Below are 17,348 nucleotides of genomic sequence, written 5' to 3' on the forward strand. Positions count from 1 at the left end.
AGCACCTCTTAAATTAATCAATAAAAATAGTTTTTTCTTTAGTGATTGGGATTGTTACAATTGAAGAAATTGCATCTTCTTCTGTTTTAAATCTAATTAATTTAACACCTATAGTATTTCTACTTGTAGTTCTTATATCTTCTAAAGAAAATCTAATAACTGTACCTTTTAAAGTCATAATTAATAAATCATTACTATTATTAGTGTTATTTATTGAATTTATACCAATTAATTTTCCTGTTTTTTGAGCTAATTTCATTGAAATTACACCCTTACCACCACGATTTGCTAAACGATATTCTTCAAATCGTGATATTTTTCCATAACCTTTCTCACTAATAGAGACAACTAAATCACCATCTTTATTAGAACACATCCCAATTACATGAGTACCTTTTGTATCTATTCCTTTTACTCCGCTAGCTATTCTTGACATTACTCTAACTTGATTTTCATTGATTCTAACTGCTCGTCCATTAGCCACAGCAATAATTATTTCATTATTACCTGTAGTTTTCAGCACATCTACTAATTGATCATTTGAACGCAATTTAATAGATATTTTACCATTTTGGTAAATAGATTTAAATTGATCTAAAGTTGAACGTTTAATAATTCCTTTTTTAGTAACAAAAAATAAATTAGCATTTATATCATAATCTTCTGATATAGCAATTATTGTTTTAATAGTCTCATTTTTTTCTGTTGCTATTAAATTAACAATTGGTGTTCCTTTAGCCGTTCTTGAATAATTTGGTACCTTATGAGCACGAATTCGATAAACTTTCCCTTTATTACTAAATATTAACAAATCAGAATGAGTTGAAGTAATTAAAACTTTATCAATATCATCAGTATTAATATCAGTGCCACCAGCACCTTTAACACCAACACCACCACGATGTTGAGTTCTATATGTGTCTAAAGGTAAACGTTTAATATAACCGCTTTTTGAAAGAGTTATAACCACCTGTTCTTCTTTAATTAAAGCTTCATCAATAATTTCACCTTCATAATTTTCAATAATTTCAGTTCTTCTATCATCACCATAATTTTCTTTAATTGTTGTTAACTGAGAAATCATTAATTCTATTTGCTTAGAAGGTTCATTAATTAAAGTTCTTAATCGAATAATTTCTTCATTAATAAATGATAATTCATTATTTAATTTTTCTTGTTCTAAATCTGTTAAACGTTGCAGTTTCATTTCTAAAATTGCTTTAGCTTGCTTTTCAGAAAATTCAAATTTATTCTGTAAATTAGTTAATGCTTCTTCTGTTTTCTTTGATTCCTTAATTATTTTAATAATTTCATCAATATTTTGTAATGCTTTAACAAGACCAAAAATAATATGATATTGATGTTCATATTTTTTTAATTCAAAATTAGACTTATTAAGAATAATTTCAATTTGATGTTCAATATAAATTTCAATAATTTCTTTTAAATTCATTACTTTAGGTTGTTTATTATGTAATGCTAATAAATTTATTGTGAATGTTGTTTGTAATGAAGTAAATTTATATAGTTGATTTAAAATAAGTTCAGCATAATCAATATTTTTAATTTCTAATACTAATCTTATTCCTTCACGATTAGATTCATCTCGCAAATCAGTTATATAATTTACTTTTTTTTCTTGAACTGCTTTAACTATATTATTTATTAAATTAGTTTTATTAGTTTGATAAGGTATTTCTTCAACAATAATTGCAGGTTTACCATTTGATAATTTTTCAACTTTAGTTTTACTACGAACTGTTATTGTTGATCTTCCGTTTAAATAAGCATTTTTAAATGAATTTACACCTAAAATCATTGCACCTGTAGGAAAGTCAGGTCCTTTAACAATATCTAATATTTCCATAATATCACAATCAGGATTTTGAGCTACAAAAATAATTGCATCAACTATTTCTCTTAAGTTATGTGGTGGAATACTTGTTGCCATTCCAACAGCAATACCTGTTGTTCCATTAACTAATAAATTAGGAAAATAAGCTGGTAAAACACTAGGTTCTTTTTCAGCACCATCATAATTTTCAACAAAAGTAACTGTATTTTTATTTAAATCTTTAACCAACTCTCCTGCCATTTTACTCATTCTAACTTCAGTATATCTCATAGCAGCAGCACTATCACCATCAATTGAACCAAAATTACCTTGGCCATCAGCTAAAGGATAACGATAATTAAATTCTTGTGCCATTCTTACCATTGTTTCATAAACTGCAATATCACCATGAGGATGAAATTTTCCAATACATTCTCCAACAATACGTGCTGCTTTTTTATAAGGTTTATCATATGTCATACCTAAAATTGCTAAAGAATATAAAATTCGACGATGTACTGGTTTCAATCCATCTCTTGCATCTGGTAAAGCTCTTGAAACAATAACTGACATTGAATATTCTAAAAAACTAGTTCTCATTTCATCAGATATATTACGAACATATTTATTAGAAATAAATGTTTCATTTTTTTTAGTTATTTCACTCATATATAAACTCCTAATTTTATTTTATTAACTTTTAAGCATCAATGTTTTTTACATATTTAGCATTTTCTTGAATAAATTCTTTTCGTAGAAATACATCTTTCCCCATCAATATTGAAAAAGTTTCATCTGCTTCTGAAGCATCATCAATACTTACTTGTAATAAAATTCTATGTTGTGGATCCATAGTTGTTTCTCATAGTTGTGTGGCATTCATTTCTCCTAAACCTTTATAACGTTGAATGTTAAAATTAGTTCCATTAAAATTATCTTTAATTTCTTGCAATTCTTGATCATTATATGCATATTTAACAAATTTACCACTATAAAATTTGTATAAAGGAGGCTGAGCTATATATATATAACCAGCATCAATTAAGGGACGCATGTAACGATAAAAAAATGTTAATAATAATGTTTTAATATGTGAACCATCAACATCAGCATCAGTCATAATAATAATTTTATGATAACGTAATTTAGTAATATTAAATTCTTTACCAACACCACAGCCAAAGGAAATAATAAGATTATTTATTTCTTCGTCAGAAAAAACTTTTAAAAGTCGTGCTTTTTCAACATTAATTATTTTTCCCCTTAATGGTAAAATTGCTTGAATTTCTCTACTTCTTCCCAACTTTGCAGTTCCACCAGCTGACTCACCTTCGACAAGAAAAACTTCTGTTTTAGTTGGATCTTTAGAAGAACAATCTGCTAATTTACCAGGTAAATTAGAAAATTGTAAAGGATTTTTTCTCGAAGTCATAATATTCTCACGTGCCTTTTTAGATGCTAAACGTGCACTTACTGATAAAATAACTTTGTTAATAATAATTTTTGCTTCAGCAGGATTTTCCAATAAAAATTTATTAATTATTTTTCCAGTTACATTAGAAACAATTTTTCTAACTTCAGAATTACCAAGCTTTGTTTTAGTTTGCCCTTCATATTGTGGATTAGGATGTTGAATTGAAATAATTGCTAAAATTCCTTCTTTAACATCATCACCAGTAAATGTTTCATCATTATTTTTTAAAAGATTATTTTTTTTCGCATAAGAATTCAATTCTCTTGTTAATGCTAAACGAAAACCATCTTCATGTGTTCCACCTTCAGGTGTATTAATATTATTACAAAATGAAAATATTTGAGATTCTTCACTTTCATTATATTGAAAAGCTATTTCTGTGTTTATACCATTTATTTCAAACTCTCCATAAATAATTTCATGTTTTAAAGGTTCAAATTTATTATTTAAAAAGGCAACATATTCTTTAATGCCCCCTTCATAACAAAAAGTTTCTTCTTTATTTTCACGTTCATCAATAACTTGAATAGTTAAACCTTTATTTAAAAAAGCAAGTTGTCTTAACCTTGTTTTAATTATTATAAAACTAAAATTTACAGTTTCAGTAAAAATACTTTCATCAGGTTTAAATAAAACAGTTGTTCCTTTTTTATCACTTTGTCCAATAATTGCCAATGGTAATTCTGGTTTACCACCTTCAATATATTTTTGAAAAAAAATATTACCATCACGGTAAATAGTAACTTCCAAATACTTACTTAAAGCATTTACTACTGAAGCACCAACACCATGTAAACCACCTGATACTTTATAAGAACCATTATCAAATTTTCCACCAGCATGTAATGTAGTAAAAACCGTTTCTACTGTTGAAATATTAGTCTTTGGATGTATATCAGTAGGAATACCTCGACCATTATCTTTTACTAATATTTCATTATTTTTAGTAATAGTTACAGAAATTTTTGTACAAAAACCAGCAATAACTTCATCAACAGCATTATCAACTATTTCTCAAACTAAGTGATGTAATCCTCTTTCTGCAGTGGAACCAATATACATTCCAGGTCGTTTTCTAACTGCTTCTAGTCCTTCTAAAACTTGAATTGAGTTAGCATTATAATCATTTGGAGTCCTTGTGCTCACTATTTTCACTCTCTTTCATCATTAAATATTTTCATTAATTTAATAATGAAAATATTTAAAATTTCAAAAATAAATTCAAAAAAAAGACTTTTTATTCTTTAAAATAAGCATATTATTTTACATTTTATATATAAATTATACATTTTTTTTGATTTAAAACAACATAATTTTTTTAAAAGAAAAATTAAAAAATCTTTATTCAAAAATAATAAATTACTTTTTTTAAAAATATTTAACAAAAAATCTATTTAAAATTTTCTATTAAACTAATAATACTATTTGCCATTTGTTGATGAAATCACATACCTGGATGAAATTCATCAAAATAAAAATATTTATTTAAATTACTTTCATTAACTCCAGAATTAAAAACCGGTTTATAAGAATATTTTGTTTCTTTAGACATCATTTTACAAATTGTAGCACTAGTTTCAACAATTCCATCTGGAATTTTACTTTTAAAATTATTCATATCAGTTGCTAATTCTTTTGAAAGAAAAAAGGTGTAATAATATTTTTATAAATTATTTTCATTTCTAATATCATTTTCTTTCATTGTTTTTGATATTCAATACATGTTTTACGTGCTATTTGTATTTTTTGTTGATTATTATGTAATATCTTTTTAATTTTTGGTGTTAATGTTAAGTCAGGAACATCACTAATAATAATTTTATTTGCACCATTTTTAATTAATAATTTTATTGCTTTTTTTTCTTCATTTATTACATTATTAATTTTACTGTTAATAATAATAGGATCTGTTTTATTCATTAAATTAGCAATATCATTAGCTCCCATTTCTATTCAAATAACATCTTTTTTTTGTAAAGAATGTTGTAATAACAACATTTGTGTTTGATGAGACAAATCAAAAGTTTTAATAATATCTAAATTATTATCACTGCTATCAGCAACTTCTCCTCCATAAGCATAATTATTACCCAAACTTTGAAATGTTTTACCATTGATGTTAAATAATCACCCAGGTTTAAAATTAATATTTAATTTTTCAGCAATTAATTGTGAAGCTACTTTATTACTACTTCAACAATTATTATAATAAGGTTTATCTAATTGAAAATGTTTACATTTACTATTACTATTTTCTAAATATTGATTTTGTGCAAATGTTCCTGCACCAGTATCTGACAAACTATCCCCTAAAACATAAAATTCACTAATAGTATCTTGCTTATTTTTACAAGCAATTATATTTAAATTAGTAAAAATTAAAATAGTAAACATACTTAACAATCGTAATTTCTTCTTCATTATTTTTTTACCCTTTCTTAGCTTATTAATTAAAAATAACTATTTTATTTAGTTATATCATATTATTTTTCTCCAATTGGTAAAACTAGTTGTAATAACCCAGTTTCTTCTTCACTATCAATAATTGTATAATTTTTTGGTCAAGAAATTTTCAAATTTACTTTTTTACATTTATTAAAAGATTTTAAAGCATTAATAATTAATTTTGAATTAAAAACTACTTTTATTTCTTCTTTTAAACTTTTAGATTTTACAATATGAAATTTTTTAAATTGTTCAATTACTTCACCTATACTATCATTATTAGATAAACAATTAATTTTAAAATCATTTTTTTCTACATTGATTCAAAATTGAATCATAGGTGAAGTATCTTTTTTTGCTAAAATTATTGATAATTCAATAATTTTTAAAAATTCTCTAACGTTATTAATTTCAATAATATTTTTTTCTTTTTCTATAATATTTTTAATAATATCATCCGTATTTGGATAAGTACCCTCAATCATTCGTGTTTGAAATAAAAAATTTTCAATTTCAATAATTAAATTATAATCATTTTCAAAATAAAAATTTATATTTGAATTTAAATCACTAGTAATTTTATCAATTTCGTTTAATAAATGAACTGGAATATTAAACTCTTTATTATTAAATTCTAATTTTTCTTCAAAAGAAAATCACTTTTTTGCTAAACAATATCCATCAGTTGCTGTAACAAATAACTTTTGATCATTAAATTTAAAATTAATTCCACTTAATGCTGGTTTATTATTGTTTGTATTTGTTGCAAAAGCAATTTGTTCATTTATATTTTGTAACAAATTTTTATTAAAAGATACTTTATTTTTAATATTTTTGTTAAAGTTGATTTTTGGAAATTTTTCAATTGTCATTGTACTTAATTTAAAGATAAAATCATTATTATCATTTTTAAAATTACTAATGATTAAATTATTAATTTTAAGTTCAAATAAAATTCATTCATCTTCTAGTTTACTAAAAATATCATAGATAATTTTAGTATTAATTAATACTGAACCGATGTTTAATATTTTTAAATATTTTTCATTATTATTTAGTTCATATTTTAATGATAAATTACCATTAGATGCAGTTAAAATTATTTTTTCTTTTTCAACTTCTAATAAAAAACAAGATAATTTTTCATAAGTATTATTAGAAATTGTTATTTTTATTATTTTTTTTATTATTTTGAATAATATAGAACTTTTGATTTCAATTTTCATAAATATCTCCCATTTTTAAACATTAATAATTAATTATATATTATATATATTAATTATTATTATTTATTTAATTATTAATAATATTATGATGTGGATTAATGTGGATAACTAATTTTAACTTATAAAATAAAGAAAAAATAAGAATTTTATATGTTAATAATTTATGATTAAAATAGTGGATTAATTGTGTTTTAAACATTCACGTGATAATCTTTCAATATTTTTTTTAAATTCATAATTAGTTTCAATATTTTTTTTAATTTTGTTATAAGCATTCATTACTGTTGTATGATCTTTACCTCCAAATTCAGAACCAATTTTTGTATATGATTCGTTTAAAAGTGTTTTTATTAAATACATTGCTACATGGCGTGCTATTGTTATTGTTTTAACTCTAGAAGTACTAATCAATAATTTGATTGGAATATTATAATATTCAGATACGATTGTTTTAATTTTTTTAATAGTTAGTTTTTCTTTTAATGAAGTATTTGATGTTTTAAAAGCTTTCATAACGTCTTCAAGCACTATTAAATGATTAGGCTTTATATATAAAATGCTGTAAAAAATTAATCTATTTAATGCTCCTTCTAATTTTCTAACATCACTATTAAAATTTAAAGCAATAAAACTTAAAGATTCTTCAGTAAAAATGCTTGGATTATAATTTAAAGACTTAATTTTTTCTTTTAAAATGATTAATGAAGTTTCAAAATCTGGTGAATCAATACCAACACTTAAACCACTTTGAAATCTTGAAACATTTCTTTCTTCAAAACCATATAAATCATCAGGATGTTTATCTGATGTAATAACAATTTGTTTTTGTTTGTTAACAAAGCTATTAAATATATGAAAAAATATTTCATTTGTTTTACTACGATTAGCTAAAAATTGAATATCATCAACGAGAAGAACATCGTATTGATTAAATGAATCTTTAAATTTTTCAATATCATTAATATTTTGTTTAATAATTTCTGGTACCATACGGCCAAATTCTTCAGAAGATAAGTAAAGTACTTTTTTTTGATTATTATATTTTGTTAATATTTCATTTTCAATAGCATGAAGTAAATGTGTTTTTCCTAATCCAGAATTACCATAGATAAATAAGGGATTTCAATACCTACCAAGTTCTATGGTAATTGAAAATGCTGCTTGATAAGCATCGTTATTTGATTCTCCTTTAACAAAGTTATTAAATTGAAATTGTTTTTTAATTTGTTGCAATTTATTAAATTCAACAAAATCTTTTTCTACATATATTTTTTGCTTCTTTGCTTCATTAAGTTCTAAAAATTCAATTTGAAGATTTTGTTGAATAATTCTTTCTAAAATTTCTTTAACTTTAAATGTTATATTTTTAGTTAAAATTTCTTTTGCGAATAGTGAATCAACAATAATTAAACATTTATTTTCAAAAATATCATAAATATAAGTGTTTTTAATATAGTTATTAAAAACACTTGGATCAATCATTTCATCATATTGAAGAAAATTTCTAACTTTATTTCAAATGTTTTGAAAGTTTTCTCGCTTATTATCAGTGTTATTCATTTTAAAAACCTCTTTAATTAATATAATTATTGTGGATGAATTGTGGATTAATGTTGATAACTTTTTTATAATTATAATCTGTATTATACTTTTAAAAAAATAAAAAAAAATAATATTTATTATTTAATATTATAAATGATTTATTTTTTTGTTAAACTAATATTGTTTTTATTAAAAATAAAATTAAAAATAAACAGAATAATTTGTTAAGATATAAATATTATGTTAGAATACTCTTAATGATTTTTTATTAGAATTTTTAAAAAAAGGAGAAAAAAATGAAACCGACATATCAACCAAGTAAGAGAAAACATCAAAAAACTCATGGTTTTTTTGCAAGAATGAAATCTGCAACAGGGATTAATGTTATTAAAAGAAGACGTCAAAGAGGACGTAAAAAATTAACAGCATAGTTTAAAAAATAAAATAAGGTGAACAAAATATGGAAAAAAAATACCGCCTTTTGAAAAATCATCATTTTAAATATTTAATTAATGAAGGAAAAAGTATTTCAAATGGTCAATTTTTTATCTATTATATGAATAGAGTAGATTTTGAAACTATACGAGTAGGCGTATCAGTAGGAAAAAAACTAGTTCGTTTTGCTTTTGCACGTAATAAGATTAAACGTCAAGTACGAGGAATGTTAGTAGATATTAAAAAAGATTGACCAGTAGATATAGTAATTATGATTAGAAAAAATTATTTATCTAATACATATGAAGAAAATCTTAGTTCTTTATTACATCTTTTAATGAAAATCCCATTATAGGAGAGTAAATTTAATGCAATATAAAAAGTTTTTATTTCCTGAACAACAGAAAAAAAACGTTTGATTAAAAATAACATGAAAATGAACTAAAATTATTTTAGGAACTTTTTTATTGATGTCAACACTTTGAGGTTGTGGTCAGACTATGGGTGATCCTAATGTTGCAACTAGTGATGTTATTTCAGCTTATGATTTTCAAAGATATAATGTAGCGGCTGTTTTTTTTGAATTACTTATTGGTAACAGTGATGTAGCAAAAAATCACATTTTTCATTTTAATGGTAATAATATTTATGAATATGGATTTACAGGGATTAGAACATGAAGTGAAGCTTGAACGCAAACTAAATCACCGTTCTTTGGAATGTTTGTTTATCCAATCGCTTGAATCTTAGTTAGTATTTCTGCTGGATTAAGTGGTGGAGTTGATGTAAATTCAAAATACTGATCAGTAAGTGTTATTTTTGCTATTATTTTTACAACGTTAATTATTAAACTTATTACATTAGTATTTACTTTTAAAGCCCAACAAAATCAAGAAAAAATGCAATCAGTGCAAATGAAAACTTCCGAAATTCAAGCCAAATATAAACATTCACGTGATCCAAGTGCAAAACAAAAACAACAAATGGAATTAATGGCTATTTATAAAAAAGAAGGAATAAATCCAATGGCTGCTTTTATTCCAATGTTTTTATCACTTCCTTTCTTAACAGCTATGTTTACTGTTATGAAATCAACTAATTTATTAAAAAATACTGTTGTTGGTGCTATTAGTTTAGTTGAACAACCATGAACTATGGTTACTCATGGCCAATTTATGTATTTAATAATTATTGTTATATATATACCAACACAATTAGTTTCTATGTTATTACCGATGTTTTTAAATCGTTCACGACAGAAGATTAAAACTAAAGAAGCAAAAGCTGCATTAAAAAAACAAGTTATTATTCAAAGCGTTATGATTTTTATGTTTTTATTTTATGTATGTGTTGCTCCTTCAGGATTAGGCATTTATTGAATTATTTCTGGAATATTACAAATATTTCAAACTCTTGGTTTTCATTACTATAATAAACATAAACGTAGTCGTTATAAAAAAAATGGTACAATTAGTACACCATTTTCAAGTAAGATTAAAAAGATATTTACAAAATCTGAAATAGTTGTTCAACCTAAAAAAATAAGTAATTTATTATAATGTGGAGAAAAAAAGATGGAAATTAAATCATTTAAAAAAAATATTGATTTAGAAAAAACTATCAAAAATTTGCCCCCCAAAACATTTTATATAAAATTAGGTATAGAAAAACGTTTATTTAAAACTATTACTAAAATTTTTATTTTTAATGAAAATGATGTTAAAAATTATTTGAATGATAAATGACATGATTTATTGGAACTTTTTAATATAAAAAATTATCAAGAAGAAATAATATTAAATGGTAATAAATTTTATATTAATATTAATTGTAAGTATAAAAATTCAATTTTAATTGGCAAAAAAGGTTATACAATTAGTGCTTTACAAAATTTACTTATTACTTATTTAGAAATAAAATTTAAAAGAAACTATCAAATAGTAATAAATGTTAATAATTATTTAAATATTCAAAAACAAAATTTTAAAATTAGAATATATGAAATTATAAAAAAAATAAGAATAAGTAAAGAAATGTTTCATTTTGAATCAATGCCTAATAACCAAAGAAAAATTATACATGAAATAGTTAAAAATATTGAAGGAATATCAAGTTTTTCTGAAGGTATAGGTTATAACCGACATGTAGTAATTAGATTGGAAAATTAGAGTAATCTAAGATTTTAAATCTTAGATTGTTTAAATGAAAAGAGGAAAAAATGTTAAATGATACTATTACTGCAATTGCAACCGCACCTTTAAATCAAGCAATCAGTATTATTAGAATTTCAGGAAAAGATACTTATGAGTTATTAAATAAGGTTTTTGATAAAGATATTTTAAATCAGAAAGGTCACACTTTAATAACAGGATATATTATTGATCATAATAAGAATAAAATTGATCAAGTTGTTTTGGCATGTTATCGCGCTCCCAAATCTTTTACAGGTGAAGATACAATTGAAATTAATTGTCATGGCGGAGTGTTAATAACACAAAAAATTTTGCAATTATTACTATCTACAGGTATGAGAATGGCAACAAGAGGAGAATTTACGAGAAGAGCTTATTTAAATGATAAAATTGATTTAATTGAAGCAGAAGCTATTAATGATTTAATTATGGCTGAAAATAATACTATTTTAAAAACCGCTATTAATAGTTTAAGTGGTAAAACAAGAGTACTAATTGATGAATTATCTTCAGAATTACTAACTTTAATTGCTAATATAACAGTTAATATTGATTATCCTGAATACGATGGAGTTGAGGAAAAAACAATTAATAATGTTATTCCATTAGTTGAAAAATTTTTAAATAAAATAAAAGTTATTAAAGAACATAGTAAAATTACTAAAACTATAAAAGAAGGAATTAATACAGTTATTATTGGAAAACCTAATGTTGGAAAATCTTCCCTATTAAATGTGCTTTTAAATGAAGATAAAGCTATTGTTTCTAATGAAGAAGGAACAACAAGAGATCTGGTAGAAGGCAAAATTAATTTGGGTGATATTAGTTTAAATTTAATTGATACAGCAGGTATACGTCATACTTTAAATGATATCGAAAAAGCAGGTATTGATAAATCACATAAGGCTTTAAATGAAGCAGATTTAATAATATTAGTACTTGATGGTTCAAAAGATTTAAGTGTTGAGGATAAACAATTATTAGAAAAAATAAAACATAAAAATTACCTTATTGCTATTAATAAAACGGATTTAAGGTTAAAATTAAAATTAGACATTAAAAATAATTTTAATGTGGTAAAAGTTAGTGCAATAATGGGCGAAATTGAAAATCTAATTTTAGGAATAAAAAATAAAATTATAACTACTGAAATTAATTTTGATAAAGAATTACTTTTTGCTAATACAAGACAATTAGCATATTTGGATGAAATTGAACTTAGTATTTCAGAAGCATTAAAAGATTTAAAAAAGAATATTTCGATAGACTTAATTATTGTTCACTTACAAATTGCATGAAATAAGATTTTAGAAATGCAAGGTAAAAAATTTGAAACTGATTTATTAGATGAAATTTTTAAAAGATTTTGTTTAGGAAAATAAAAGGGAAGGTAAAATATATGGCTAATAATGGAATTTTTGATACTCATTGTCATTTAATGTCAAAACATTATGATGAAACAGAAATATTAAAATTATTAACTGATGCTTATTCAGCAGGTGATAGCATTGGTAGTATTTGTAATGTTGGTTTTGACTTAAATACTAGTAAGCAAGCTGTTAGTCAAATTTATGAATTTGAGAGTGAAGAAAAAATTCCTAATCTTTATGCAGCTGTAGGTATTCATCCAACAGAAGTAAATACTTGCGATAGTAATACTATTTCAGAATTGAAAAAATTAATAGCAACCGGTAAAGTAGTTGCTATTGGTGAAATTGGATTAGATTATTATCATAAATTTACAGAACCACAATTGCAAAAAAAATGATTTATTGAACAATTAAAATTAGCTAAAGAACATAAATTACCTGTATTATTACATATTCGTAATGCTTTTGAAGATGCTTTTGAAATTATTAAAAAAGAAAATATTACTAATGGTGTTCTTCATTGTTTTACAGGAACAAAAGTAATAGCTGAAAAATTTATAAAACAAGGTTTTTATATTTCTTTTGCAGGTAATGTGACATATAAAAATGCTTTGAAGTTACAAGAGGTGGCAAAAAATATACCAATTAATAAAATATTAGTTGAAACAGATGCGCCATATTTAACTCCTGAACCAAAAAGAGGCAAAAATCCCAAAAATGGATTAACAATTAATCATCCAGAAAATATAATATTTACAGTTAATAAAATAGCTGAATTAAAGAAGATCCCAAAACAAAGTATTATTAATGCAACTAGGGAAAATGCTATTAATGTTTTTAAATTAAATAATGAATTGAAAAGAAATAATGAGTAATAATGAGAAGTTTAAAGTAGCTATTTTTTTAGCAACAGGCTATGAAATGGGTGAAGTAATAATTACTATTGATCTATTAAGAAGGGCTAATATTGTTATTGATTTAGTAAGTATTGAAAATGACTTAAAAATCAAATCAAGTCATAATGTTTTTATTTTATGTGAAAAGAAAATCAGTGATATTGATTTGTTAAGTTATAAGATGCTAATTTTACCGGGTGGTAAAGTTGGAGTAGAAAACTTAAGCAAAAATGAATTATTAAAATCAATATTAGTTATTTTTGCTAAAGATAGTAATAAGTTTATTGCTGCTATTTGTGCAGCATCCCAAATTTTAGGTCAATTAAATTTAATAGATAACAAAAAAATTACGCATTATCCAGGCACTAATATTGGTTTAAATAAAAGTATTATTTTAGATGAAAAAGTAGTAGTTGATAATAATATTATAACTGGAAAATCAATTGGTGCTGCATTTGAATTTGGTTTAAAGTTAATTGAAGTTTTAGAAAGTAAAGAAATTTCTGAACAAATTAAAAAACAATTAGTTTTTTAATTTGTATTTTTTATATAAAGTTAAAGTTATTACTTTTAAAATAGTTAATGACCTATACTTTTTATACAGTTAAAATAATAATTTTAAATATAAAAAATACATTTTAATTTAATCAATAAAAAATATTGTTGACATTTAAAAATGTATTTTTTTAATTTTTTTTTAAAATAATAATATAATAAGTGTATAAAAAGGGGGTTTTTATAAAAATGAAAAAATGATTAAATATTTTAGGAACGATTGAATTTACAACAGTAAGTACAACAGCAATAGTTGCTTGTAAAACATCAGAAAGTATTTTAAGTAAATCATTTGCTTCTAGTTATAATGTTGATGACTTTAGTAATTTAGAAGGTTTTGGTATTAAATATAACGAAGAAAATAATACATATGATTTTGTTTGATCAAAATTAACAGTAGATTTAGCAACAATTATAGTACCAATTAATAATACAGTTCCAGTTCAAAAAATTTCCAAAGATAAAAATATTGAAGTTAAAGAAAATGAATTAGTAGCAATATATTCTGCAGAAGATCAACAAGGTTTAATTATTGGTTCAGAAAATTTTATTACAATTAAAATTAAATTAAATTTATATAAAGGAGTAAAAGAAGAAACAAATAAAGTTGAACTAGTAGATCAAACAGTAGAATACGATGTTTCATTAAATTTATTTGTTAAACAAAACTTAAAATTTTTAACAACTCCAACTGTAAATTGTAAAGCAGATATTGCTGAATTTAAAACTATTTTAGTAAAAGAATTAAAAAAACAAAATGGTTTTTCTAAATTAGATATTAATATGATTAATATTGTAAAAGTAGATGGTGATCCTTTAATTACAGAAGATTTAAAAGAACATGATACACATGTTAAATTAACATTAACAGATGAGGGAAAAAACCATTTTATTGGTGAAAATAATGATTTAAAAGTTAATTGGGTTCCAGAAGTTTAATAAAATAAATTATGGAATATTTATAAAAATAAAAATGTAATATTTTAATTTATGAAAGGAAAATATATATGAAAGCTTTAGTAACATTATTAGGAACGATTGGTTTAACATTTACAAATGCAAATAGTTTTTTAAATATAAATAATAGTCCAAAAGAAGTTAAAGAAATAACTTATGAATTTAGTGAAAATAAAAAAGATATTGTTCATAGTTATAAAACTTCATCAGTATCAAATCCAGCTTATGAAAGTTGAGATTTTGTAGTTTCTACAGGTTTAAAATCTTTTCAAAAACCAAAATCTATTAGAATATTAGAATGATTCTTAAATAATGGTTCAGATAAAATAGACTGAGGTTCAGAACATTATGATGTATTTTCTGTTCCTTTAAAAATAATGGGAAAAGAAATTAATAAAATTAATGAGGGAAAAATTACAGATGAAGAAGTAACATATAATAGAATGAATTTTTCATTTAAAGAATCGTATCAAGATTTTTTAGCAACTGCTGAAGTTGTTAGAGGTATAACTACTGCATTATTTTTTGATAATCTTGATTGACACATTCAATTTTTATTTCCTGCAAAATTAACATTCGATATGTCATTTTCTAATGTATTGGAATGGCAACCCTTTTTAGGACTATTTTTTGGTAGACATTTGTTTTTGATAACTAATTGGAGTTAGGTAGTTTAGAGTACTGTGAATTCTTATGTTGTTATATCAATTGATGTAATCAAATAATTCTAATTTTAATTGGATTAATGATGTAAAATTTTTATCATTAATAAATTCAATTTTGAAAGTTTTAAAAGTTGCTTCAGCAACAGCATTGTCATAAGGACATCCTTTTTTGCTTAAAGATCGAGTTATGTTGAAAGCTAATAAAAGTTTATCAATAGTTTTATTATTGAATTCATTACCGCGATCAGTATGAAATATTTCAATATCTTTTAAACAGTGATTTGATTGCATAAATGCTTGATATACTAATGATGCATCTTTTTTAACTCCAACACTATGTCCAATAATTTCGCGGTTAAATAGGTCGATTAATAGGCAAATATAGTTTCATTTACCATTAACTTGAACATAAGTTAAATCACTAACAATAACTTCATTTTTAATTCTATTATTAAAGTTTCTATTAACAAGATTGGTTATTTGACTATCATTGACTTTATTATGATAATTTTTGAATGATAATTTAGTGTATTTTGATATTAAATTATGCTTATTCATAATTTCTTTAATTTTTCTGCGTGATAAATAAATTTCTTGGTTTGCTAGTATGACTTTTAATCTTCTAGTACCATAAACTTCTTTATTTTCTTTAAAAGCACTAATAACAGCTTGTTCATAAATATTATTTTGAATTTTATTTTTTTTCTTTAAATTAAAATAATATGTTGATTTAGAGAGTTTTAAAAAATGACACATTGTGCGCATTTTATATTTAGATTTATTATTTGCAATAATCTCTATTTTCTGCCTATTATTAGTGCTGCTTGCTTTAAAATATCAATTTCCATTCGTAACTGTTTTAATTCTTTATTTGCTTGAATTAATTGTTTTTCTAAATCTGAAAGATTATCTTTAGTTTTAAAACTACCTGAATTAGTAAATTGCTTAATTCAATTGTAAGTAGCTGCTCTTGTAACATTGTATTCTTTAACAAGGCAAGATACTGATTTGCCACTTTGATATAAAGCTACTATTTGTTTTTTAAATTCATCTGAATATGAGTTAATAGTGACCATAATTATAATTACTTTCTTTTAACTAATTTGTTCACTTGTCTATGTAATTAGTGTCCAATAAAGTGTAACCCATCCATAATTAAAAAATGTAAATATTCCATAAATAATACAACTAATAAGTAATATTATTGACATAATCATTCCAATTATTAAACCTATTTTAATAAAATTATTATTATTTATCATTTTTTGACTACTCCTTTTTTTACTTTATATAAAATTTTAATATAAAATGTTATAATATTATTATACTACTTATGGGAGAAAGATAATCTAATGCAAAAAATAAATATTTTGTTTAAAAATCAGATTCAAAAGAAAATTAAAGTAAATAATTTATTAAAACATAAAAATCAAATTGTATATTTTTATAATGTAATTGTCTTTAAAACATATATATTAGTTTATTATTATTACTATAAATAAAAAACACAAACTTAAAATACTACCAATTGATAATAATATTATAAACTACTACTTTTTCAGCTAGATTAATAATTTAACAAGTTAATATTATTATTTTTTTAAAAAAAATCTTTAAAAGAATACTATAAAAATATTAGCCACTGCTTATAAAAAATAAATAATATAAAAACTTTTTTCTAACTAAAAGCAGATTGTAATTTGAAGTGTAAAACTTTGAATTACAATCTGCTTTAATAATTTTATATTATAACTTTA

Annotated in this window: 17 protein-coding genes; 9 read left to right on the forward strand and 8 right to left on the reverse strand. The window is 22.9% G+C overall.

Going from position 1 to position 17,348, the window contains the following annotated elements; translation table 4 throughout:
* Positions 1–13: 13 nt before the first annotated feature.
* The 6 genes from gyrA to dnaA all read right to left on the reverse strand — a co-directional run bounded on the left by gyrA (position 14) and on the right by dnaA (position 8,539).
* A complete protein-coding gene (gene gyrA / locus AAHM95_RS02865) occupies positions 14–2,503 on the reverse strand; it encodes a DNA gyrase subunit A (protein ID WP_342274043.1) in 2,490 nt (829 codons plus the stop codon).
* 31 nt (positions 2,504–2,534) lie between these two features.
* Positions 2,535–4,457, reverse strand: a complete 1,923-nt coding sequence (gyrB, locus tag AAHM95_RS02870; RefSeq protein WP_425289627.1) for a DNA topoisomerase (ATP-hydrolyzing) subunit B — start codon at positions 4,455–4,457, stop codon at positions 2,535–2,537.
* 241 nt (positions 4,458–4,698) lie between these two features.
* Entirely contained in the window at positions 4,699–4,926 is a 228-nt protein-coding gene (locus AAHM95_RS02875; RefSeq protein WP_342274045.1) for a hypothetical protein, read from the reverse strand.
* 8 nt (positions 4,927–4,934) lie between these two features.
* Positions 4,935–5,729 (reverse strand): SGNH/GDSL hydrolase family protein, encoded by a 795-nt coding sequence (locus AAHM95_RS02880; RefSeq protein WP_342274046.1) that lies wholly within the window; start codon positions 5,727–5,729, stop codon positions 4,935–4,937.
* Between the two features lie 62 nt (positions 5,730–5,791).
* On the reverse strand, positions 5,792–6,979 hold the full coding sequence (gene dnaN, locus AAHM95_RS02885) for a DNA polymerase III subunit beta (protein WP_342274047.1): 1,188 nt from the start codon (positions 6,977–6,979) through the stop codon (positions 5,792–5,794).
* A 180-nt stretch (positions 6,980–7,159) separates the two neighbouring features.
* Positions 7,160–8,539: a chromosomal replication initiator protein DnaA gene (gene dnaA, locus AAHM95_RS02890; RefSeq protein ID WP_342274048.1), complete on the reverse strand. Its 1,380-nt coding sequence runs from the start codon at positions 8,537–8,539 to the stop codon at positions 7,160–7,162.
* Positions 8,540–8,817: 278 nt separating this feature from the next.
* Here dnaA and rpmH point away from each other — a divergent pair, with 278 nt between their 5' ends.
* The 9 genes from rpmH (at position 8,818) to AAHM95_RS02935 (ending at position 15,594) form a co-directional block, all read left to right on the forward strand.
* The gene (rpmH, locus tag AAHM95_RS02895) at positions 8,818–8,952 is read left to right on the forward strand and encodes a 50S ribosomal protein L34 (protein WP_174481423.1); all 135 of its coding nucleotides are present in this window, start codon (positions 8,818–8,820) and stop codon (positions 8,950–8,952) included.
* Between the two features lie 29 nt (positions 8,953–8,981).
* Positions 8,982–9,311 (forward strand): ribonuclease P protein component, encoded by a 330-nt coding sequence (gene rnpA, locus AAHM95_RS02900; RefSeq protein ID WP_174481422.1) that lies wholly within the window; start codon positions 8,982–8,984, stop codon positions 9,309–9,311.
* A gap of 13 nt (positions 9,312–9,324) precedes the next feature.
* Positions 9,325–10,515, forward strand: a complete 1,191-nt coding sequence (gene yidC / locus AAHM95_RS02905; RefSeq protein ID WP_342274049.1) for a membrane protein insertase YidC — start codon at positions 9,325–9,327, stop codon at positions 10,513–10,515.
* 15 nt (positions 10,516–10,530) lie between these two features.
* Positions 10,531–11,124 (forward strand): Jag family protein, encoded by a 594-nt coding sequence (locus AAHM95_RS02910; RefSeq protein WP_342274050.1) that lies wholly within the window; start codon positions 10,531–10,533, stop codon positions 11,122–11,124.
* A 50-nt stretch (positions 11,125–11,174) separates the two neighbouring features.
* Positions 11,175–12,530, forward strand: coding sequence for a tRNA uridine-5-carboxymethylaminomethyl(34) synthesis GTPase MnmE (gene mnmE, locus AAHM95_RS02915; RefSeq protein ID WP_342274051.1), 1,356 nt, complete (start codon positions 11,175–11,177; stop codon positions 12,528–12,530).
* 17 nt (positions 12,531–12,547) lie between these two features.
* Positions 12,548–13,393: a TatD family hydrolase gene (locus tag AAHM95_RS02920; RefSeq protein WP_174481418.1), complete on the forward strand. Its 846-nt coding sequence runs from the start codon at positions 12,548–12,550 to the stop codon at positions 13,391–13,393.
* A complete protein-coding gene (locus AAHM95_RS02925) occupies positions 13,368–13,949 on the forward strand; it encodes a DJ-1 family glyoxalase III (RefSeq protein ID WP_342274052.1) in 582 nt (193 codons plus the stop codon). Before AAHM95_RS02920 ends, AAHM95_RS02925 begins: the two co-directional genes overlap by 26 nt.
* A 209-nt stretch (positions 13,950–14,158) precedes the next feature.
* Positions 14,159–14,908 carry a hypothetical protein gene (locus AAHM95_RS02930; protein WP_342274053.1) on the forward strand — a complete coding sequence of 250 codons (750 nt, stop codon included), beginning with the start codon at positions 14,159–14,161 and terminating at the stop codon, positions 14,906–14,908.
* 68 nt (positions 14,909–14,976) lie between these two features.
* Complete coding sequence (locus AAHM95_RS02935) at positions 14,977–15,594, forward strand: hypothetical protein (RefSeq protein WP_342274054.1); 618 nt, start codon at positions 14,977–14,979, stop codon at positions 15,592–15,594.
* On the opposite strand, the gene AAHM95_RS02940 is transcribed toward AAHM95_RS02935, so the two are convergent.
* Positions 15,550–16,667 (reverse strand): IS3 family transposase gene (locus AAHM95_RS02940; RefSeq protein WP_342273898.1). Its coding sequence is split into 2 segments (ribosomal slippage): positions 15,550–16,397 and positions 16,397–16,667, totalling 1,119 coding nucleotides; the frame shifts between segments, so codons are not numbered across the junction. The two genes, AAHM95_RS02935 and AAHM95_RS02940, sit on opposite strands and share 45 nt — an antisense overlap.
* A gap of 39 nt (positions 16,668–16,706) precedes the next feature.
* A complete protein-coding gene (locus tag AAHM95_RS02945; RefSeq protein WP_342274055.1) occupies positions 16,707–16,853 on the reverse strand; it encodes a hypothetical protein in 147 nt (48 codons plus the stop codon).
* Positions 16,854–17,348: the final 495 nt, after the last annotated feature.

This window comes from Spiroplasma endosymbiont of Phycita roborella (assembly GCF_964031195.1).
Lineage (GTDB): Bacteria > Bacillota_I > Bacilli_A > Mycoplasmatales > VBWQ01 > Spiroplasma_E > Spiroplasma_E ixodetis_A.